Source organism: Erwinia sp. Leaf53 (genome assembly GCF_001422605.1).
GTDB lineage: Bacteria > Pseudomonadota > Gammaproteobacteria > Enterobacterales > Enterobacteriaceae > Erwinia.
Genome location: NZ_LMLK01000012.1, coordinates 375,422 through 392,483 on the forward strand (window position 1 = coordinate 375,422; position 17,062 = coordinate 392,483).

The 17,062-nt window shown below is 59.7% G+C and carries 11 protein-coding genes and 1 pseudogene; 7 read left to right on the plus strand and 5 right to left on the minus strand.

The window, feature by feature from the left end; genetic code table 11:
• Positions 1-51 precede the first annotated feature (51 nt).
• Positions 52-1,383, plus strand: a complete 1,332-nt coding sequence (yjjJ, locus tag ASF13_RS10510) for a type II toxin-antitoxin system HipA family toxin YjjJ (protein WP_056235814.1) — start codon at positions 52-54, stop codon at positions 1,381-1,383.
• 383 nt (positions 1,384-1,766) lie between these two features.
• Here yjjJ and ASF13_RS10515 read toward each other — a convergent pair.
• A pseudogene (locus ASF13_RS10515) lies at positions 1,767-2,411 on the minus strand (YtjB family periplasmic protein); the annotation flags it as partial.
• Between the two features lie 176 nt (positions 2,412-2,587).
• Between ASF13_RS10515 and serB the strand changes: the two are divergent.
• From serB to nadR, 3 genes are all read left to right on the plus strand, one after another.
• Positions 2,588-3,565, plus strand: a complete 978-nt coding sequence (gene serB / locus ASF13_RS10520) for a phosphoserine phosphatase (protein WP_056235817.1) — start codon at positions 2,588-2,590, stop codon at positions 3,563-3,565.
• A gap of 9 nt (positions 3,566-3,574) precedes the next feature.
• On the plus strand, positions 3,575-4,960 hold the full coding sequence (gene radA / locus ASF13_RS10525; RefSeq protein ID WP_056235818.1) for a DNA repair protein RadA: 1,386 nt from the start codon (positions 3,575-3,577) through the stop codon (positions 4,958-4,960).
• A 164-nt stretch (positions 4,961-5,124) separates the two neighbouring features.
• Complete coding sequence (nadR, locus tag ASF13_RS10530; protein ID WP_056235819.1) at positions 5,125-6,351, plus strand: multifunctional transcriptional regulator/nicotinamide-nucleotide adenylyltransferase/ribosylnicotinamide kinase NadR; 1,227 nt, start codon at positions 5,125-5,127, stop codon at positions 6,349-6,351.
• An 85-nt stretch (positions 6,352-6,436) separates the two neighbouring features.
• Here nadR and ASF13_RS10535 read toward each other — a convergent pair whose 3' ends face one another.
• Positions 6,437-7,438 carry a zinc-binding alcohol dehydrogenase family protein gene (locus ASF13_RS10535; RefSeq protein ID WP_056235822.1) on the minus strand — a complete coding sequence of 334 codons (1,002 nt, stop codon included), beginning with the start codon at positions 7,436-7,438 and terminating at the stop codon, positions 6,437-6,439.
• A 95-nt stretch (positions 7,439-7,533) separates the two neighbouring features.
• Here ASF13_RS10535 and ASF13_RS10540 point away from each other — a divergent pair, with 95 nt between their 5' ends.
• The 3 genes from ASF13_RS10540 (at position 7,534) to ASF13_RS24300 (ending at position 10,152) form a co-directional block, all read left to right on the plus strand.
• Entirely contained in the window at positions 7,534-8,430 is an 897-nt protein-coding gene (locus tag ASF13_RS10540; RefSeq protein WP_056235825.1) for a LysR family transcriptional regulator, read from the plus strand.
• Positions 8,431-8,555: 125 nt separating this feature from the next.
• Positions 8,556-9,068 (plus strand): fimbrial protein, encoded by a 513-nt coding sequence (locus ASF13_RS10545; protein WP_056235827.1) that lies wholly within the window; start codon positions 8,556-8,558, stop codon positions 9,066-9,068.
• Between the two features lie 37 nt (positions 9,069-9,105).
• Positions 9,106-10,152 carry a hypothetical protein gene (locus ASF13_RS24300; protein WP_146005446.1) on the plus strand — a complete coding sequence of 349 codons (1,047 nt, stop codon included), beginning with the start codon at positions 9,106-9,108 and terminating at the stop codon, positions 10,150-10,152.
• Between the two features lie 54 nt (positions 10,153-10,206).
• On the opposite strand, the gene ettA is transcribed toward ASF13_RS24300, so the two are convergent.
• From ettA to ASF13_RS10560, 3 genes are all read right to left on the minus strand, one after another.
• The gene (gene ettA / locus ASF13_RS10550; RefSeq protein WP_072166348.1) at positions 10,207-11,874 is read right to left on the minus strand and encodes an energy-dependent translational throttle protein EttA; all 1,668 of its coding nucleotides are present in this window, start codon (positions 11,872-11,874) and stop codon (positions 10,207-10,209) included.
• A 246-nt stretch (positions 11,875-12,120) separates the two neighbouring features.
• Entirely contained in the window at positions 12,121-12,864 is a 744-nt protein-coding gene (gene deoR, locus ASF13_RS10555) for a DNA-binding transcriptional repressor DeoR (protein ID WP_056236384.1), read from the minus strand.
• A 154-nt stretch (positions 12,865-13,018) separates the two neighbouring features.
• Entirely contained in the window at positions 13,019-16,963 is a 3,945-nt protein-coding gene (locus ASF13_RS10560) for a non-ribosomal peptide synthetase (protein ID WP_056235831.1), read from the minus strand.
• Positions 16,964-17,062: the final 99 nt, after the last annotated feature.

The window sequence follows — 17,062 nt, forward strand, 5'->3', positions numbered from 1 at the left end:
TTTTTAGTTTAATTTTATCTATTCATAAATCTATTCAGGAATCTATTCATTGTGTCCGATCTCACTGCACTGCTGTTAGGCGGGCCGCTGGATGCGGCCACCCTGCAGGCCAGGCTGGACGTCAGCCAGGCGACGCTGTCACGGCTAATCCAGGCGGAGCCGCAGGTGCTGAAAACCGGCCGCGCCCGCGCCACGCGCTATCTGCTGCTGCGCCCGCTGCGCGGCGAGAGCGCCTTTCCGCTGTGGCAAGTGAACGCCGCCGGCCAGGCGCAGAGCAGCGGCACGCTGTATACGGTGTGGCCGGTGGGCCACTGCGTGGTTGAGTCGGCGGCAGGCGGCTGGCAGCACTTTGCCGGTCTGCCCTGGTATCTCAGCGATATGCGGCCGCAGGGGTTTCTCGGGCGGGCCTGGGGGCGCGACTGCGCGCAGCGGCTGGGGCTGACGGAAGATATCCGTCAGTGGGGGGAGGATGAGTGCCTGCTGGCGCTCAGCCACGCCGGCAGCGATATTCCGGGCAACTGGCTGGTGGGCGATGACAGCTACCGGCGGTGGCTGCAGGCTTCATCACCGCTAGCGCTTCGGCAGGCGGAAAAAGCCGCTGCGTATCCGCAGCTGGCCAGCCGGGCGCTGGCGGGTGAGGAGCCCGGCTCATCCGCCGGGGGGGAACAGCCAAAATTCACCTGCTACGCCGGGGGGGAGCACGGCGGCGCGGCCCATCTGCTGGTCAAATTTACCCCGGCGCGCAGCAATGAGAACAGCCAGCGCTGGCGCGATCTGCTGTATGCGGAAGCGCTGGCGCTGCGGCTGATGAATGAGTACGGGCTGGCGGCGGCGGCGGCGACGCTGCTGGACGCGGATAACGGCCAGCGCTTTCTGGAGGTGGTGCGCTTTGACCGGCAGGGCAGCCGCGGCCGTGACGATATGGTTTCGCTGGAAGCGGTGCAGGCGGAGTTTACCGGCAGCCAGCGCCACTGGCCGGAGGCGCTGGCGGAGCTGGTCCGGCAGAAGCGGCTCGGCGCTGCTGATGCCGAACGCGGCACGCTGCAATGGGCCTTCGGACGGCTGATTGCCAACGGTGATATGCACGCCGGCAACCTGTCATTTTTCCTGCGGGACGGGCGTCTGACGCTGACGCCGGCCTATGACATGCTGCCGATGAGCTTCGCGCCGGGCGCTACCGGGCAGATGCGCGACAGCGCGCCGGAGCTGAAGCTGGATCTCAGCCTCAACCGCGCCTGCTGGCAGACGGCCTGGCAGATGGCGGATAGCTACTGGCAGCAGTTGAGTGAAGAGGCCGCCTGCAGCGCTGATTTTCAGCGGCTGGCGGCGGAGATGCGGGAAAAACTGTCAGAGCTTACGGGGCAGATCGCGCGGATGGCCTGAGGGTGCTACCGCCCGGATGGCCGGGCGGGGCCATGCGGGCACTCCGCTGGCGACGGATGGCGTTGCCAAAGCTTTAGTCGTTGCTGATGGGGTTTCGGCACAGGGCCGTACCCTCAGCCTTTGTGGATGTCTTAACGGCTGTGCCCGCTGCCGCGCTTATTCATGTCGTCATCGCGGCCTTTAGCGCTGCCGGCGTTTCCTTTATCGTTCTCTGCGCTGACGCCGTCGAAGCTGACGGCATTGTTGCCCTCTTTGTTGAGGATGGCACCGATGCTCTCTTTATTGCCGCCGCCGCTGCTCCCGGCGCTGATGCTGGTCTCTTCAGCCTGGTCGTCCTGCGGGTCGCCATCATGGATGCGAATGGTCAGGCCGCTGCCCTGGCTGGCATTGTCCGGCTCCTCTTCATCATCCTCTCTGACCGGATTATTGGCGGTTAACAGGAACGGTGACTGCTGCCAGCGGGTGCGGCGGTCGCGCAGCAGGGTACGGGTGAGAATAATGCCGATGGCCAGCGCCAGCAGCAGCATCAGGCGCAGAATATTGGTGGTGTTATCCACCTGGCGGGATTCGGTGACCAGCACGTGGGTATCCAGCGTCACGCGCAGAAAGCCGCGCGGCCCCTCTTTGCTGGCCAGCGGCTGCACAATCTGATGGTTGAAGTAGCTGCCGGCCCGCTGACCGTCCAGCGCCAGCCTGTCGCGCACGTTGATGCTCTCGCCGCTGTGCGCCAGCAGCGAGCCTTCATCGTCGTAGACCGAGGCGTCAAGAATGCGGCTGTCGTGGGTCAGCTGGTCGAGGGTATCGACGATTTTCTGGTGGTTATCGTCGCTGTTATCCATCAGCGGCGTCAGGCTCCACGCCACCTGGCGCGTCAGAGTGTGCGCCAGCTCTTCCACCTGCTCCGAGCGCGCCATCTGGTGGCCGAGGCTGAACCAGGAGGCACCCTGCATCAGCACCACCAGCAGCGCCAGGCTGATCAGTACGATCACCGTGCGGTGCAGGCGAAATTTCAGTTTGGCTTTAGCCATCACAACCCTTCAAAAATGGTGGAACGATCCTCGCTTTATGTTGCCAGAAGGCGGCCTGACAAGGTAGCCTTTCGCCAGGTTTTATACTGGTCCGGTGAGCGGGCGGCGAGGCGCGAGGCGCTCTGCACGCTCATCCACCGCATAACAATGCTTAATCAGTCCCTGCAGGAGCCGTAATGCCGAATAGTCTGACCTGGTGCGATCTGCCCGCCGATGTTTCCGAATGGCCGGGTTTACCCCTTTCCCTGAGCGGCGATGAAGTGATGCCGCTGGACTACCGTGCCGGGCGCACCGGTTGGTTACTGTACGGACGCCAGCTGGATAAAGCGGCGCTGACCGCCTACCAGCATCGCCTGGGTGCCGCGATGGTGATCGTCAGCGCGTGGAGCATTGAGGATTATCACGTGGTACGCCTGGCCGGCTCACTGACGCCGTTTGCCGCGCAGCTGGCCCACGACGCCGGGCTGGACGTGGCGCCGCTGGGTAAAATTCCGCACCTGAAAACGCCGGGCCTGCTGGTGATGGATATGGACTCCACCGCGATTGAGATCGAGTGCATCGACGAGATCGCTAAGCTGGCCGGCAGCGGCGAGCTGGTGGCAGAAGTGACCGAACGGGCCATGCGCGGCGAGCTGGACTTTGCTGCCAGCCTGCGCCAGCGCGTCGCCACCCTGAAAGGGGCGGACGCCAATATTCTGAAGCAGGTGCGCGACGAGCTGCCGCTGATGCCGGGGCTGACCTCGCTGGTGCACAAGCTGCAGGCGCTGGGCTGGCAGGTGGCGATCGCCTCCGGCGGCTTCACCTACTTTGCCGAATACCTGCGTGACAGCCTGCACCTGTCGGCGATTGCCGCCAACGTGCTGGAGATCCGCGATGGCAAACTGACCGGTGAAGTGCTGGGCGATATCGTTGATGCACAGTACAAAGCGAACACCCTGCGCCAGCTGGCTGAACGTTTCGGCATCGCGCCGGAGCAGACCGTGGCCGTGGGTGATGGCGCTAACGATCTGCCGATGATCAAAGCCTCCGGGCTGGGCATTGCCTACCATGCCAAGCCAAAAGTGAACGAACAAACTGAAGTGACCATTCGCCATGCCGATCTGATGGGGGTGTTCTGCATCCTCAGCGGCAGCCTGATCCACGAAGAACGTTAAGGGGAAGCTTTGGCCAAAGCGGTAAAACGTGCCTTTGTCTGCAACGAATGCGGTGCAGACTACCCACGCTGGCAGGGGCAGTGCAGCGCCTGCCAGGCCTGGAACACCATCACCGAGATGCGGCTTGCCGCCTCACCTGCCGCGGCGCGTAACGAGCGCCTCTCCGGCTATGCGGGCAGCGTCGCCGGCCCGAGCCGGGTGCAGAAACTCTCCGAAATCAGCCTCGAAGCGCTACCGCGCTTCAGCACCGGTTTTAAAGAGTTTGACCGCGTGCTCGGCGGCGGCGTGGTGCCCGGCAGCGCCATTCTGATCGGCGGTAACCCCGGCGCGGGGAAAAGTACCCTGCTGCTGCAGACGCTGTGCAGGCTCTCTGAGTCGATGAAAACCCTCTACGTCACCGGTGAAGAGTCGCTGCAGCAGGTGGCGATGCGCGCCCACCGGCTGGGGCTGCCGACCGAAAACCTCTATATGCTGTCGGAAACCAGCATCGAGCAGATCTGCCTGATCGCCGAACAGGAGCAGCCGAAGCTGATGGTGATCGACTCGATCCAGGTGATGCATATGGCCGACATCCAGTCGTCGCCGGGCAGCGTGGCGCAGGTGCGCGAAACCGCCGCCTATCTCACCCGTTTTGCCAAAACCACCGGCGTGGCGATCGTGATGGTCGGTCACGTCACCAAAGACGGCTCGCTGGCCGGGCCCAAGGTGCTGGAGCACTGCATCGACTGTTCGGTGCTGCTGGACGGCGACGCGGACTCGCGTTACCGCACCCTGCGCAGCCATAAAAACCGCTTCGGCGCGGTGAATGAGCTGGGGGTGTTTGCCATGACCGAGCAGGGGCTGCGCGAGGTCAGCAATCCGTCGGCGATCTTCTTAAGCCGCGGCGACGAAGTAACCTCCGGCAGCTCGGTGATGGTGCTGTGGGAGGGCACGCGGCCGCTGCTGGTTGAGATCCAGGCGCTGGTCGATCACTCGATGATGGGTAACCCCCGGCGCGTGGCGGTGGGGCTGGAGCAGAACCGGCTGGCGATCCTGCTGGCGGTGCTGCACCGTCACGGCGGCCTGCAGATGGCCGACCAGGACGTGTTCGTTAACGTGGTTGGCGGCGTCAAGGTCACCGAGACCAGCGCCGACCTGGCGCTGATGCTGTCGATGGTCTCCAGCCTGCGCGATCGTCCGCTGCCGCAGGATCTGGTGGTGTTCGGTGAAGTGGGGCTGGCCGGAGAAATCCGCCCGGTGCCGAGCGGCCAGGAGCGCATCTCTGAGGCGGCCAAGCACGGCTTCCGCCGGGCGATCGTGCCCGCGGCCAACGTGCCGAAGAAGATGCCGGAAAACATGAAGGTGTACGGCGTAAAAAAACTGGCGGATGCGCTGTCGATCCTTGACGACCTGTAATCATACGCGGACGCGCTGTTGAGCCCCGACGACCTGTGATTACACGCGGATGCGCTGTCGGGCCCCGGCGATCGGTAATGACAGACTGATGTGCCGCCGGTGACCGGCAGACTATACTCAACGGCGGGCTGTGATCGCCCGCCATCCCCCGCAGGAGGCTTGTTGTGTCGTCATTTGACTATCTGAAAACGGCTATTCGTCAGCAGGGCTGCACGCTGCAGCAGGTGGCGGATGCCAGCGGTATGACCAAGGGCTACCTCAGCCAGCTGTTGAACGCCAAGATTAAAAGCCCCAGCGCGCAGAAGCTGGAAGCCCTGCACCGGTTTCTCGGGCTGGAGTTTCCGCGTCGTGAGAAGACCATCGGCGTAGTGTTCGGCAAGTTTTACCCGCTGCATACCGGCCATATTTACCTGATCCAGCGCGCCTGCAGCCAGGTGGACGAGCTGCATATCATCATGGGCTATGACGAGCCGCGTGACCGCCAGCTGTTTGAAGACAGCGCGATGTCGCAGCAGCCGACGGTCAGCGATCGCCTGCGCTGGCTGCTGCAGACCTTTAAGTACCAGAAAAATATCCGCATCCACTCGTTTAACGAAGAGGGGATGGAGCCCTATCCCCACGGCTGGGACGTCTGGAGCCGCGGCGTGAAGGCGTTTCTCGACGATCGCGGCATCGTGCCCGACCGTATCTACACCAGCGAAGAGGGGGACGCCGAACAGTTCAGCGCCCATCTGGGCGTAGAGACGGTAGTCATCGACCCAAAGCGCACCTTTATGAGCATCAGCGGCGGGCAGATCCGTCAGGACCCGTTCCGCTACTGGGAGTATATTCCTACCGAAGTGAAGCCGTTCTTTGTGCGCACCGTGGCGATCCTCGGCGGCGAGTCGAGCGGCAAGTCGACGCTGGTCAACAAGCTGGCAAACATCTTCAACACCACCAGCGCGTGGGAGTTTGGCCGCGATTACGTCTTCTCGCACCTGGGTGGCGACGAGATGGCGCTGCAGTACTCCGACTACGATAAAATCGCGCTGGGCCAGGCGCAGTACATCGACTTCGCGGTCAAGTACGCTAACAAGGTGGCGTTTATCGACACCGACTTTGTCACCACTCAGGCATTCTGCAAAAAGTACGAGGGACGTGAGCACCCGTTCGTGCAGGCGCTGATCGACGAATACCGCTTTGACCTGGTGATTCTGGTAGAGAACAACGTGCCCTGGGTGGCCGACGGCCTGCGCAGCCTCGGCAGCTCGGTGGATCGCAAAGAGTTCCAGGAGCTGCTGATCGCCATGCTCAACGAGAACGACATCAGTTTTGTACGCGTCGAGCAGGATAACTACGACGAGCGCTTCCTGCGCTGCGTGGAACTGGTGCGCGAGATGCTGGGGGCGTAAGCCCCTGCAGCGGGCAGGCCGGAGCGCTGCCCGCTGCGTTCACGTCGTGCGGGGCCTGGTGGCGGTCTGGCGCAATGTCAGCCGGCTAGTAGACCATCACCACTTTCCCACGCATATGGCCTTCCAGCACCAGCCGGTGGGCCTCGGTCAGCGTCTCAACGCTCAGGCCGTGCAGGGTGGTGCTCAGCGAGGTGCTGATTTTGCCTCCATCCAGCAGTTTTGCGGTAGCGTCGAGGATCTCTCCCTGACGGGCGATATCCGGCGTGGTGAACATGCTGCGGGTGTACATAAATTCGAAGTGCAGCGCGGCGCTTTTCAGCTTCAGCTGATCCATCGCCAGCGGCTTTTCGTTCTCAACGATGGTGCAGATCTGCCCCTGTGGCGCAATCAGCTGGCCGATCGCCGGCCAGTGACCGTCGGTGTCGTTCAGGCAGAAGATATAGTCGACCTGCTTAATGCCGTGTTTCTCCAGCTCGCCTGCCATATCTTTATAGTCGATCACCAGGTCGGCACCGCGATCGCGGCACCACTGCGCCGAATCGGGGCGCGAGGCGGTGGCAATCACTTTCACCTGACTGTGCAGCTTCGCGAAAGGAATGGCCAGTGAGCCGACGCCGCCCGCACCGCCGATAATCAGCAGGGTTTTGCCTTCGCCATCGCGATCTATATGCAGGCGGTCAAACAGCCCTTCCCAGGCGGTCAGCGCGGTCAGCGGAATGGCCGCCGACTCTGCCCAGTTAAGCGTTTCAGGTTTGTGGCCGGTGATGCGCGCATCGACCAGCTGTTGCGTGGCGTTGCTGCCGGGGCGGGTGATATCCCCGGCATAATACACCTCATCGCCGGCCTTAAAGCCGCTCACTTTGCTGCCGACGGCCAGTACCACGCCGCTGGCATCCCAGCCCAGCACGCGCGGCTGCTGCAGGCCGTTTTTCTGCGAGCCCTTATGTACCTTGGTATCCACCGGGTTAACGGAGGCGGCTTTTACTTCCACCAGCAGGTCGTACTCGCCCGGCTGCGGCAGTGGTTGTTCAATGGCGATAAACTGCTGTGGGTTTTTCGGGTCAATGGCAATAGCTTTAACAGTCATTCTGATTCTCCTTGATTGATACACAGAGTGTAGAAGCTGCACGGCTGGATGATAATATGGACAATAACGCAAACACTGTTCTTTCAGGGTGAACAATCATGTTTAAGCAGCTGCAGGATATGGCGCTGTTCGCGCTGGTCGCCGAATGCGGCAGTTTCACCGCCGCCGCCGCGCGCGCAGGCCTGCCGAAGTCCAGCGTCAGCCAGCGGATCGGTCAGCTGGAACAGTCGCTGGGGCTACGTCTGATTAACCGCACCACCCGCCAGCTGAATCTGACCTTCGCCGGCGAGCGCTACCTGGTACACTGCCAGGAGATGCTGCAGGCCAGCGAGCGGGCCGGGCAGGCGATTGAGCGGCTGCGCGATAATCCCAGCGGCCGCCTGCGCATCACCTCTCCCGCAGGGATCGGTGCCACGCTGCTGGCGCGGGTGAATGCCGCTTTTCAGCGTGAATACCCGGACGTGACGCTGGAGGTGTTTGTCTCAGATACGATCCGCGATCTGGTGCAGGAGGGCTTTGATATCGCCCTGCGCACCGGGCAGCCGCAGGATTCATCGCTGATCGGACGACGGGTTGGCTACTGCGACCGGCTGCTGGTGGCCTCGCCGGATTATCTGGCCGCGCATGGACCGTTGCTGCATCCGCGCCAGCTGGCAGAACACCGCTGTATTGCCCATCAGGCGTGGAATGAGTGGCTGTTAAAGCGTGAAGACGACTACTATCGCTGGTTGCTGCCGCCGGCGCATATGACCGACAACCTGGTGTATGCCCGCGAGTGCGCGCTGCACGACGCCGGTATTACCCTGCTGCCGCGCTTTCTCAGCGAAGAGTCGGTGCAGGCGGGTCGTCTGGTGCAGGTGCTGCCGGCGTGGCAGATGGAGGGCAACGAACTGTGGCTGGTCTACCCGAGCCGCAAGCTGAATTCGCCGGCGCTGGCCTGTTTTATCGACTTTGCGCTGCAGTCACCCCAGTTGCGCCAGTTCTATTGTTGAAATGCGATATTTAATACTGATGTCATTAATATATTAACCCTCATCATCCTGGTCTGAATTCTACCAGGCTGATAGTATCTGATTGTAATTATGCTTTACTATCTGGTTATTTGGGTTTTTTTATTATGATGAAGATTTTAACCGCGCTCTCAATTTCAATTTTTACTTTGCCTGTGTTTGCGGTTGATTTAAAGGTTAATGTCAGTGGTGAGGTTTTTTTTCCTCCGTGTGTTATTAATAACGGCAAGGCAATTGATGTCGATTTAGGTAGCATCAACTATGATGACATCAATGGAATTAATAATGCCAAATCAGTAGATATCCCGGTTAGCTGCACTTATTATGAACCTGCTCCTTATGTCACCTTCATGGGGGCGGTGCTGCCTGGTGCCCCGAACAATGTTCTTAAAGCAGATAAAGATGTCGACAGTGCAGTTAGTATGGGTATTGCACTTTACGAGGGGGAGGGGGTAGCTAAAGATCGTGCTATTAATATTACTGGCCTGACCTCAGGCTTTCCCCTGCAGAATGGCGCTATTAAAGGATTTACGCTCACCGCTGTTCCCTTTAAAAATAGCACCAAACCCTTTAGCGGAAATTTCAGGGCAACGGCTGTGATGACAGTAAAGTATCTGTGATTTATCCGTGTCTGTACATTAAATTAGTGGGTTTATAATGAGAATTTTAAAAACACCAGGTTTTTTAAATGTCCTGGTTCCTTTGATGTCTGTTATCAGTTCAGCAGCCGTTGCCGGCTATAACAATATCCTGTGGGTGCCGGTCAGTAAGGATATCATTCCTCAGGTAACCTTATCTGATAACCAGAGTAGTAATTTAACAAAAATGATTTCGATTAAGCCGTTCTCTGGCTATGCGCAAATGAAGGCCGTGGATGCTGAGTGCGTCAGTTTTTCAAAGAACGGCACTAAAATGTCGACCCAATGGATAAAATATCCTAATAGCGGTGAGTTACCGGGTGGTCTAAAGTGGTCGTTAACGTTAAATCCAGCTGGAGCCGGTGGACCTTATCCTGGGAACGAGGTCGGTGGAACAAATGACTACAAATTCATGCCTTTTGCACAAAAAACAGAACCTTATAAAAATCAGTCTTGCATAAAAACAGGGGGTATAGTCAGCTGGACGATATCTTCTGGTGGGATACTAACCGGTACGCTGAGTTTTGATGAGGCTCAGGCTCGGCCTGGTGTTTATAACCTGGTTATACCGCTGTCCTGGGGTTATGAAGAAAATAAAATTTCGGGTGGTGACAGCGGCAAGGTTTGGCAAAGGATTGGGGGAGCACTCAATGAAGGCACCATGGTTATGGCGCAGACAACATTTACGCTGCAGTCTCAATGCAGTTATAATATGAACGATATTAATCTGTCCCATGGATCGATAACTCTTGATGGCCATACTACTTCCTATCCTTCCAACAACTATCCGTTGCAAATTAAATGTAAGAACGGAACGACCACTGTTAACGTGTCCATTGTTGGCAACAGCCTGGTACCTGGTAAAACGGAGAACTTCACGCCCTGTGGCGAGGGTGGGAATTGTGAACTGACATTTGATACATCAATAAAAAATGACGTGTGGAACGAAAAAATTGATGTTAATGGTCATGAAACCATCAACGTTAAGTCCAGTTACCACCCTGGCAGCAGTCCGGTAGCGGGAAAATTTAATGGCAGTGGCATCTTAAAAATCAGAGTAGAGTAATTCTCACCCTGCGCGTTTTCAGTAAAAAAAAAGCGGGTTTCCCCGCTTTTTTCATTACTTGGTCATACGCTTATACTTGATACGCTTCGGCTCCAGCGCTTCGGCGCCCAGCGTGCGTTTCTTGTACTCTTCGTACTCGGTAAAGTTACCTTCGAAGAACTCGATCTTACCTTCATCCTGGTAGTCCAGAATGTGGGTGGCGATACGGTCAAGGAACCAGCGGTCATGCGAGATCACCATCGCGCAGCCCGGGAACTCCAGCAGGGCGTTTTCCAGCGCGCGCAGGGTTTCGATGTCCAGGTCGTTGGTTGGTTCATCCAGCAGCAGCATGTTGCCGCCAACCTGCAGCAGCTTCGCCAGGTGCAGACGACCGCGCTCACCACCGGAGAGTTCACCGACGCGTTTGCCCTGGTCGACGCCTTTAAAGTTAAAGCGGCCGACGTAGGCGCGGCTTGGCATCTCGGTGTTGCCGATACGCATAATATCCTGTCCACCGGAGACTTCTTCCCACACGGTTTTGCTGTTATCCATACTGTCGCGGAACTGATCGACGGAAGCCAGCTTAACGGTTTCACCCAGCACGATATCGCCGGAGTCAGGCTGCTCCTGACCGGACATCATGCGGAACAGGGTGGATTTACCCGCGCCGTTCGGGCCGATGATGCCGACAATCGCGCCCTTCGGTACAGAGAAGGAGAGATCGTCAATCAGCAGGCGGTCGCCGTAGGATTTACGCAGGTTGCTGACTTCCAGCACTTTGTCACCCAGACGGGCACCCGGCGGAATAAACAGTTCGTTGGTTTCGTTACGCTTCTGGTATTCGGTGTTGTTCAGCTCTTCAAAGCGGGCCAGACGCGCCTTACCTTTCGACTGCTGGCCTTTGGCACCTTTACGCACCCACTCCAGCTCTTTCTCAATCGATTTGCGGCGGGCGGCTTCGGAAGAGGCTTCCTGCGCCAGACGTGCGTCTTTCTGCTCCAGCCAGGAGGAGTAGTTACCTTCCCACGGGATGCCTTCGCCGCGGTCCAGCTCGAGGATCCAGCCGGCTACATTGTCGAGGAAGTAACGGTCGTGGGTGATCGCCACCACGGTGCCCTCGAAGTCGTGCAGGAAGCGTTCCAGCCAGGCCACGGATTCTGCATCCAGGTGGTTGGTAGGTTCGTCCAGCAGCAGCATGTCCGGTTTTTCCAGCAGCAGGCGGCACAGCGCCACGCGGCGGCGTTCACCACCTGACAGGTTAGCCACTTTCGCATCCCAGTCCGGCAGGCGCAGCGCATCGGCAGCACGCTCCAGCTGAGTATTCAGGTTGTGGCCGTCGTGGGCCTGGATAATCTCTTCCAGTACGCCCTGCTCTTTGGCCAGTTTGTCGAAGTCGGCGTCTTCTTCCGCGTACAGTGCGTACACTTCATCCAGACGCTTCAGCGCACCGACCACTTCGGCTACCGCCTCTTCCACCGACTCGCGCACGGTGTGTTCAAGATTCAGCTGGGGTTCCTGCGGCAGATAGCCGATTTTCAGGCCCGGCTGCGGACGTGCTTCGCCTTCGATATCTTTATCGATGCCGGCCATGATGCGCAGCAGGGTGGATTTACCCGCACCGTTCAGACCCAGTACGCCGATCTTGGCACCCGGGAAGAAGCTGAGGGAGATGTTTTTTAAAATATGACGCTTCGGCGGAACGACTTTGCCGACGCGATGCATGCTGTAGACGAATTGAGCCACGGTAGGGAGAGCCTCTTTTCTGGTTGCCCGTTCAAACCACGGAGTTTAGCTGTTTTCCCCGCTTAATCACAGCCGGATGACGGTGGAATATCCTGAATTCAGCGGCGAGGGTTTGAGGGATAAACACCTGCCACTATGCCGCTTTTATTGACTTACAGATCATGGTGATATCGATGGGGGGGTGAACGCGGCGGAGAGCCAGGCCGGCGTTGAGATCCCTGTGTGGGTCACTCTCCGGCGAGGCGGTTAAGGTGTCAGCACCGGAATGCCCGCATCCCACGCCGGTACGCTGTCGCTTATCAGCGTGTCAAAGGCACCGAGTTCGGCGATGCGGGCGGGCAGAACCTTGCCAAACTTGCTGCTGTCGGCCACCAGGTATTTGATGCGGGCGCGTTGAAGCGCCAGGTGTTTAATCGGCAGTTCGTTAAGGTTGTAGCAGCTGGCACCCTGCTGCGGGTCGATGCCCGCCGCTGAAATAAAGGCCTTATCCGGGCACAGGCTGTCCATCACCTGCGGCTGCCCCAGCGGAGTAAAGATGGCGTTATCCGGGTGGAACTCGCCGCCGCAAAGGATCACCCGGCAGGCCGCTTTCTCCTTCAGCGCCAGAAAGGTGTTCATCGCACAGCAGACGGCGGTGAAGGGCAGCGCGTCGTCAATCGCTTCAATAATCCAGGGTACGGTGGTGCCACAGTCAAACCACACCGTTTCACTGGCGACAATCAGGCTGGCGGCCAGTTCGCCGAGCGCTTTTTTCTCTGCGATATGCTGCCCCTGCTGATCGGAGACAAAATAGTGCACCTGGTTACGCAGCGGATCGCCGACCACATAGCCGCCCAGCAGCACCACCGGTGCCTGGCCATCGCTGAGATCGCGGCGAATGGTCATCTCCGAGACGCCCAGCTGGCGGGCGGCCTCCCGCAGATGCAGTTTATCGGTGCGTTTCAGCAGCTGAGCCAGCTTTGAGATACGCTCGTCGCGCCGGGTTTCCATTGTGCTTTTAATTTCCATTGTCGCCGCTGAGAAGTGAAGGTGAACGATTGTTGTGAGCAACAGCCAGCCTGCAGTTTACCCGCAGAGAGAGAGTGGCGTAAACCGTCGGGGAAGAAAGGTGGTGAGGAACAGGGCGGCGGGCCGCCCTGTTGGCTTAGGCCGCCGTAGTGCGTGTGAGCGGGCGGGGGGGCAGCAGCGTGGCGCGGATCGCCTCATGGCAGAGGATGATCGAGTGATGGCTGGCGGCCAGCGGGATCACCTGCAGCTGCGAGCAGATCTGACCCAGACCGTTGTCAGTGATGGCCAGTAGTTCAGCGCCGTCCATGCCCTCCAGGCTGAGGTCGGCAAACTCGGTGGCTTTAAACAGCGTGACGCGGCTGTGGCACAGCGGAGCGCTGAGCGGCTGGTTGTTCATCGCCAGTTCGGTGGCCTCGGCCCGCAGCGCCCGTTCTGCGGCTTCGCCTTCAATACCGAGCATCGCCAGGATCGGCGCCAGCATGCCGGGAACGATACGCTGCTGCAGCGGGGTCTGGTAAAGACTGTCCAGCAGGCACAGGTGGATATTCCGGTAGCCGCGCTGCTCCAGCTGTGACGCCATCTCCAGCGCGATGACTCCACCCAGAGACCAGCCGAGCAGGCGGATCGGCTGGTCCGGCGGCGTCCCCTCCGTAAGCAAATGCTGCAGATAGTAGCCCGCCAGCGCCGACAGGCTGGCGATCGGTGGCTGGTGGAACAGGTTGTAATTGTTAACGCCGATGGCGTTGAGCTGCCCCGTCAGGGCGTCGGCCAGCTCGCGGTAGATTTCACAGCCAACCACCGCCGGATGCACCATCCAGACTTCACCGCCGGCGGTCGGCGGATTGAGCCGCTGTGTCAGGCGAAAGGCCTGCGGCGGCTGATTGAGCTGCAGCAGGAGTTTTTGCAGCGGCAGCGGCGTGGCGGCGCTGGCATCCGTCGTGGGCTGTATACGCCGTTGCGTAATCATCTCCGCCTGCGCGCTCAGCGTAGCGTGGGCAAACAGGTTTTTCATCTGCAGCGCCACCCCGTCGCGTTTCAGCCGTACCATCAGCTGAATAGCGTGCAGCGAGTGGCCGCCCAGCGCGAAGAAGTCATCGTCGCGGCCAACCCGATCAACCTGTAAAATTTCCTGCCACAACGCGGCCAGCTGACATTCGTCTTCCCCCTCCGGCGCCTGCCATGCGCGCTGCAGCGGCTGCAGGGTCGGCTGCGGCAGCGCGTTACGATCCAGCTTGCCGTTGGGCGACAACGGTAGCGCCTGCAGGGGGATAAACAGCGCCGGGATCATTGACTCCGGCATCACCTTTTTCAGCTGCTGCCGCAGCGACTCCGCCTGTACGTGCTGCTCCGCGGCCACCAGCCACGCCACCAGACGCTTATCGCCGTGGCCGTCGTCGCAGGCGCTGACCACCGCATCCTCTACGCCCTCCAGCGCGATCAGCTGCTGTTCAATTTCCCCCAGCTCGATGCGCACGCCGTGGATCTTGACCTGAAAGTCGTTGCGGCCCAGGTACTCAATGCTGCCGTCGGGCAGGCGGCGCGCCAGGTCGCCGGTTTTGTACAGCCGGGCAGCGGGGTCGTTGCTGAACGGATCGGCAATAAAACGCTCGGCGTTCAGCTCCGCGCGGTTCAGGTAGCCGCGCGCTACCTGCACGCCGCCAATGTGCAGCTCTCCGTGGGTGCCGGGGGGCAGCGGTTGCAGCTGGCGATCGAGAATATAGAGGCGGGTGTTGGCGACCGGCCTGCCGATCGGCACCTGCGCATCGTCCGCGCGGCAGTGCCAGTATGAAACGTCGACGGCGGCTTCGGTGGGGCCATAGAGGTTATGCAACTCTGCCGCCGGCAGCAGCTGATAGAAACGCTGTACCACCGTCAGCGGCAGGGCTTCGCCGCTGCACATCACTTTTTTCAGGCTGGCACACTGAGCCATCTCCGCATGGCGTAAAAACAGCTGCAGCATTGACGGCACAAAATGCAGCGTGGTGACCCGCTGTTCGGCGATAAAGGCGCTCAGATAGTCCGGATCCTGATGGCCGCCGGGGCGGGCGATCGCCAGCCGGGCGCCGACCATCAACGGCCAGAAGAACTCCCACACCGAGACGTCAAAGCTGAACGGGGTTTTCTGCAGTACGGTATCGGCGGCGGTCAGCTGATACTGCTGTTGCATCCACTGCAGCCGGTTCATCACCCCGAGGTGCTCGTTCATCACCCCCTTGGGTTTGCCGGTAGAGCCGGAGGTATAGATGACATAGGCCAGCGAGCGCTGTGGCTGCTCCGCAACGTCAGGCAGGTTGTCCTGCGGCAGAGTCTGCCAGCGGTGCGCGTCGCGCTGCAGATGATAGTGGTGGATATCGGCGGGTAGCAGCGGCAACAGCGCCTGCTCGCCGGCATTATCCAGCAGCGCCAGCCGGGCACCGCAGTCGCCGATCATATGGCGCAGACGGTCGGCCGGGTAGTCAGGATCCAGCGGTACGTAAGCGCCACCGGCTTTCAGGATAGCCAGCAGCGCCACCACCATCTCAGCGCTGCGGGCGGCACACAGCGCTACGCGCTGGTCGGGTACGACGCCGCTGACGCGCAGCTGCGCGGCCAGCTGATTAGCCTGCTGGTTAAGCGACAGGTAGCTGAGCGCCAGCCCTTCGCCGCACAGTGCGGGGGCGTCTGGCGTGCGCAGCACCTGCTGTTCAAACCAGCGGTGGATGCCGCCGGGCAGCAGCCAGCGGCGATCCGTCTGGTTCCACTGGCCGAAGACCCGTTGCTGTTCGTCCGGCAGCAGCAGCGGAATGGTCGCCAGCGGCACCTCTGCGTTGCTGTCCAGAACGTGGGTCAGCATCTGCATCAGGCGGTTGGCGCTGCGCTCTGCCTGTTCGGCGCTGAACCAGGCCTGGTTGAAGTTGAACTCGACCAGCGGCTCATCCTGCGGATGGTAGTGGCGCAGATAGACGCCCAGCGGCAGTTGCTCAAAGCCGTGGTGCATAATTTCCACCTTCAGACGGCTGCCCTCCAGCTCAATATCGGTAGGAAACACCTCCAGCGAAAAACTCAGGTCGAACAGCTGGCGGCGGCCCTGCTGGCCGAGTTTCAGGTGACGGTTAAGTTCGGCGACAGGGAAACGCTGGTGGCGGTAGCAGCGGCGCAGCTCGGCAGCGATCTGTTGCATCAGGGCGCTGAACGGCTGGCGGTGGTCGATCTGCAGGCGCAGCGGGATCATCGACGAGAACATGCCCAGCGTCTGCTTGTGCTGCGCTCCGCTGCGGTTGTGCACCGGGATGCCGATGATCGCCTCATCCACCTGCTTCAGGCGCGCCGACCAGCAGGCCAGCAGCGCGACCATCAGATGCATCGGCGAACAGCCGTGGGCGGCAGACAGCGCGCTGAGCCGGGCGAAAGCGGCCAGCGACAGGTGACGGTTGATCTGCTGGCTGGGGCAGGGACCCGCCGTTTCATACCCCGGACGGCGTTCCAGCGGGTGAAGCTGTACGTCGCTGAAGCGGCTCAGCCAGAAGGCGCGGTCCCGTTCATAGCGGGTGGAGGTCTGGTAGGCGCAATCGTTGGCGATAAATTCACCGTAACCCACGATCGGGCCATCGTCCGCCTGCACTCCGCTTTTTAATTTTTTATAACGCTCCACGATGGTTGCGCTCAGCAATGATATAGACGTGCCGTCGGCAATCAGATGATGAGCGCTGATTAACCACAAGTGGTGGTTCTCATCTGTTTTAATCATCAGGCAGCGCCAAAGTAATTCATCGTACAGTTTGAAGGGAGAATTAAATCGTTCTTTCAGGAAATAACGGGCTTTCGCGGCAGCCTCTTTTTCCTGACTAAAGTTGTGGTATTCAAGATGAATGTCTTTTGTTGGTACTGTCGTCTGCACAATGCCGGACTCACTCTCTTCCAGCCGGGTCCTCAGCGCATCATGCTCGGCAAGGGTTTGATTTATTGCCTTATTAAACAGTTGGATATCAATATCTCTCTCAATTCGCCACAGTGTGCCGACGTTATAGCAGGGTGTTTCCGGGGTCAGCAACTGGTCGAACCAGACGGCCTGTTGTACGCTGGTTAACGGATAATTAGACACGCGGGGGCCTCCATTAAAGGATCGGTAATTTTTTATCGCTACAGTACGGGAAAGTAGTATAGGAATATTTCTGAAATATGAAATGAAATTAGTTTATTT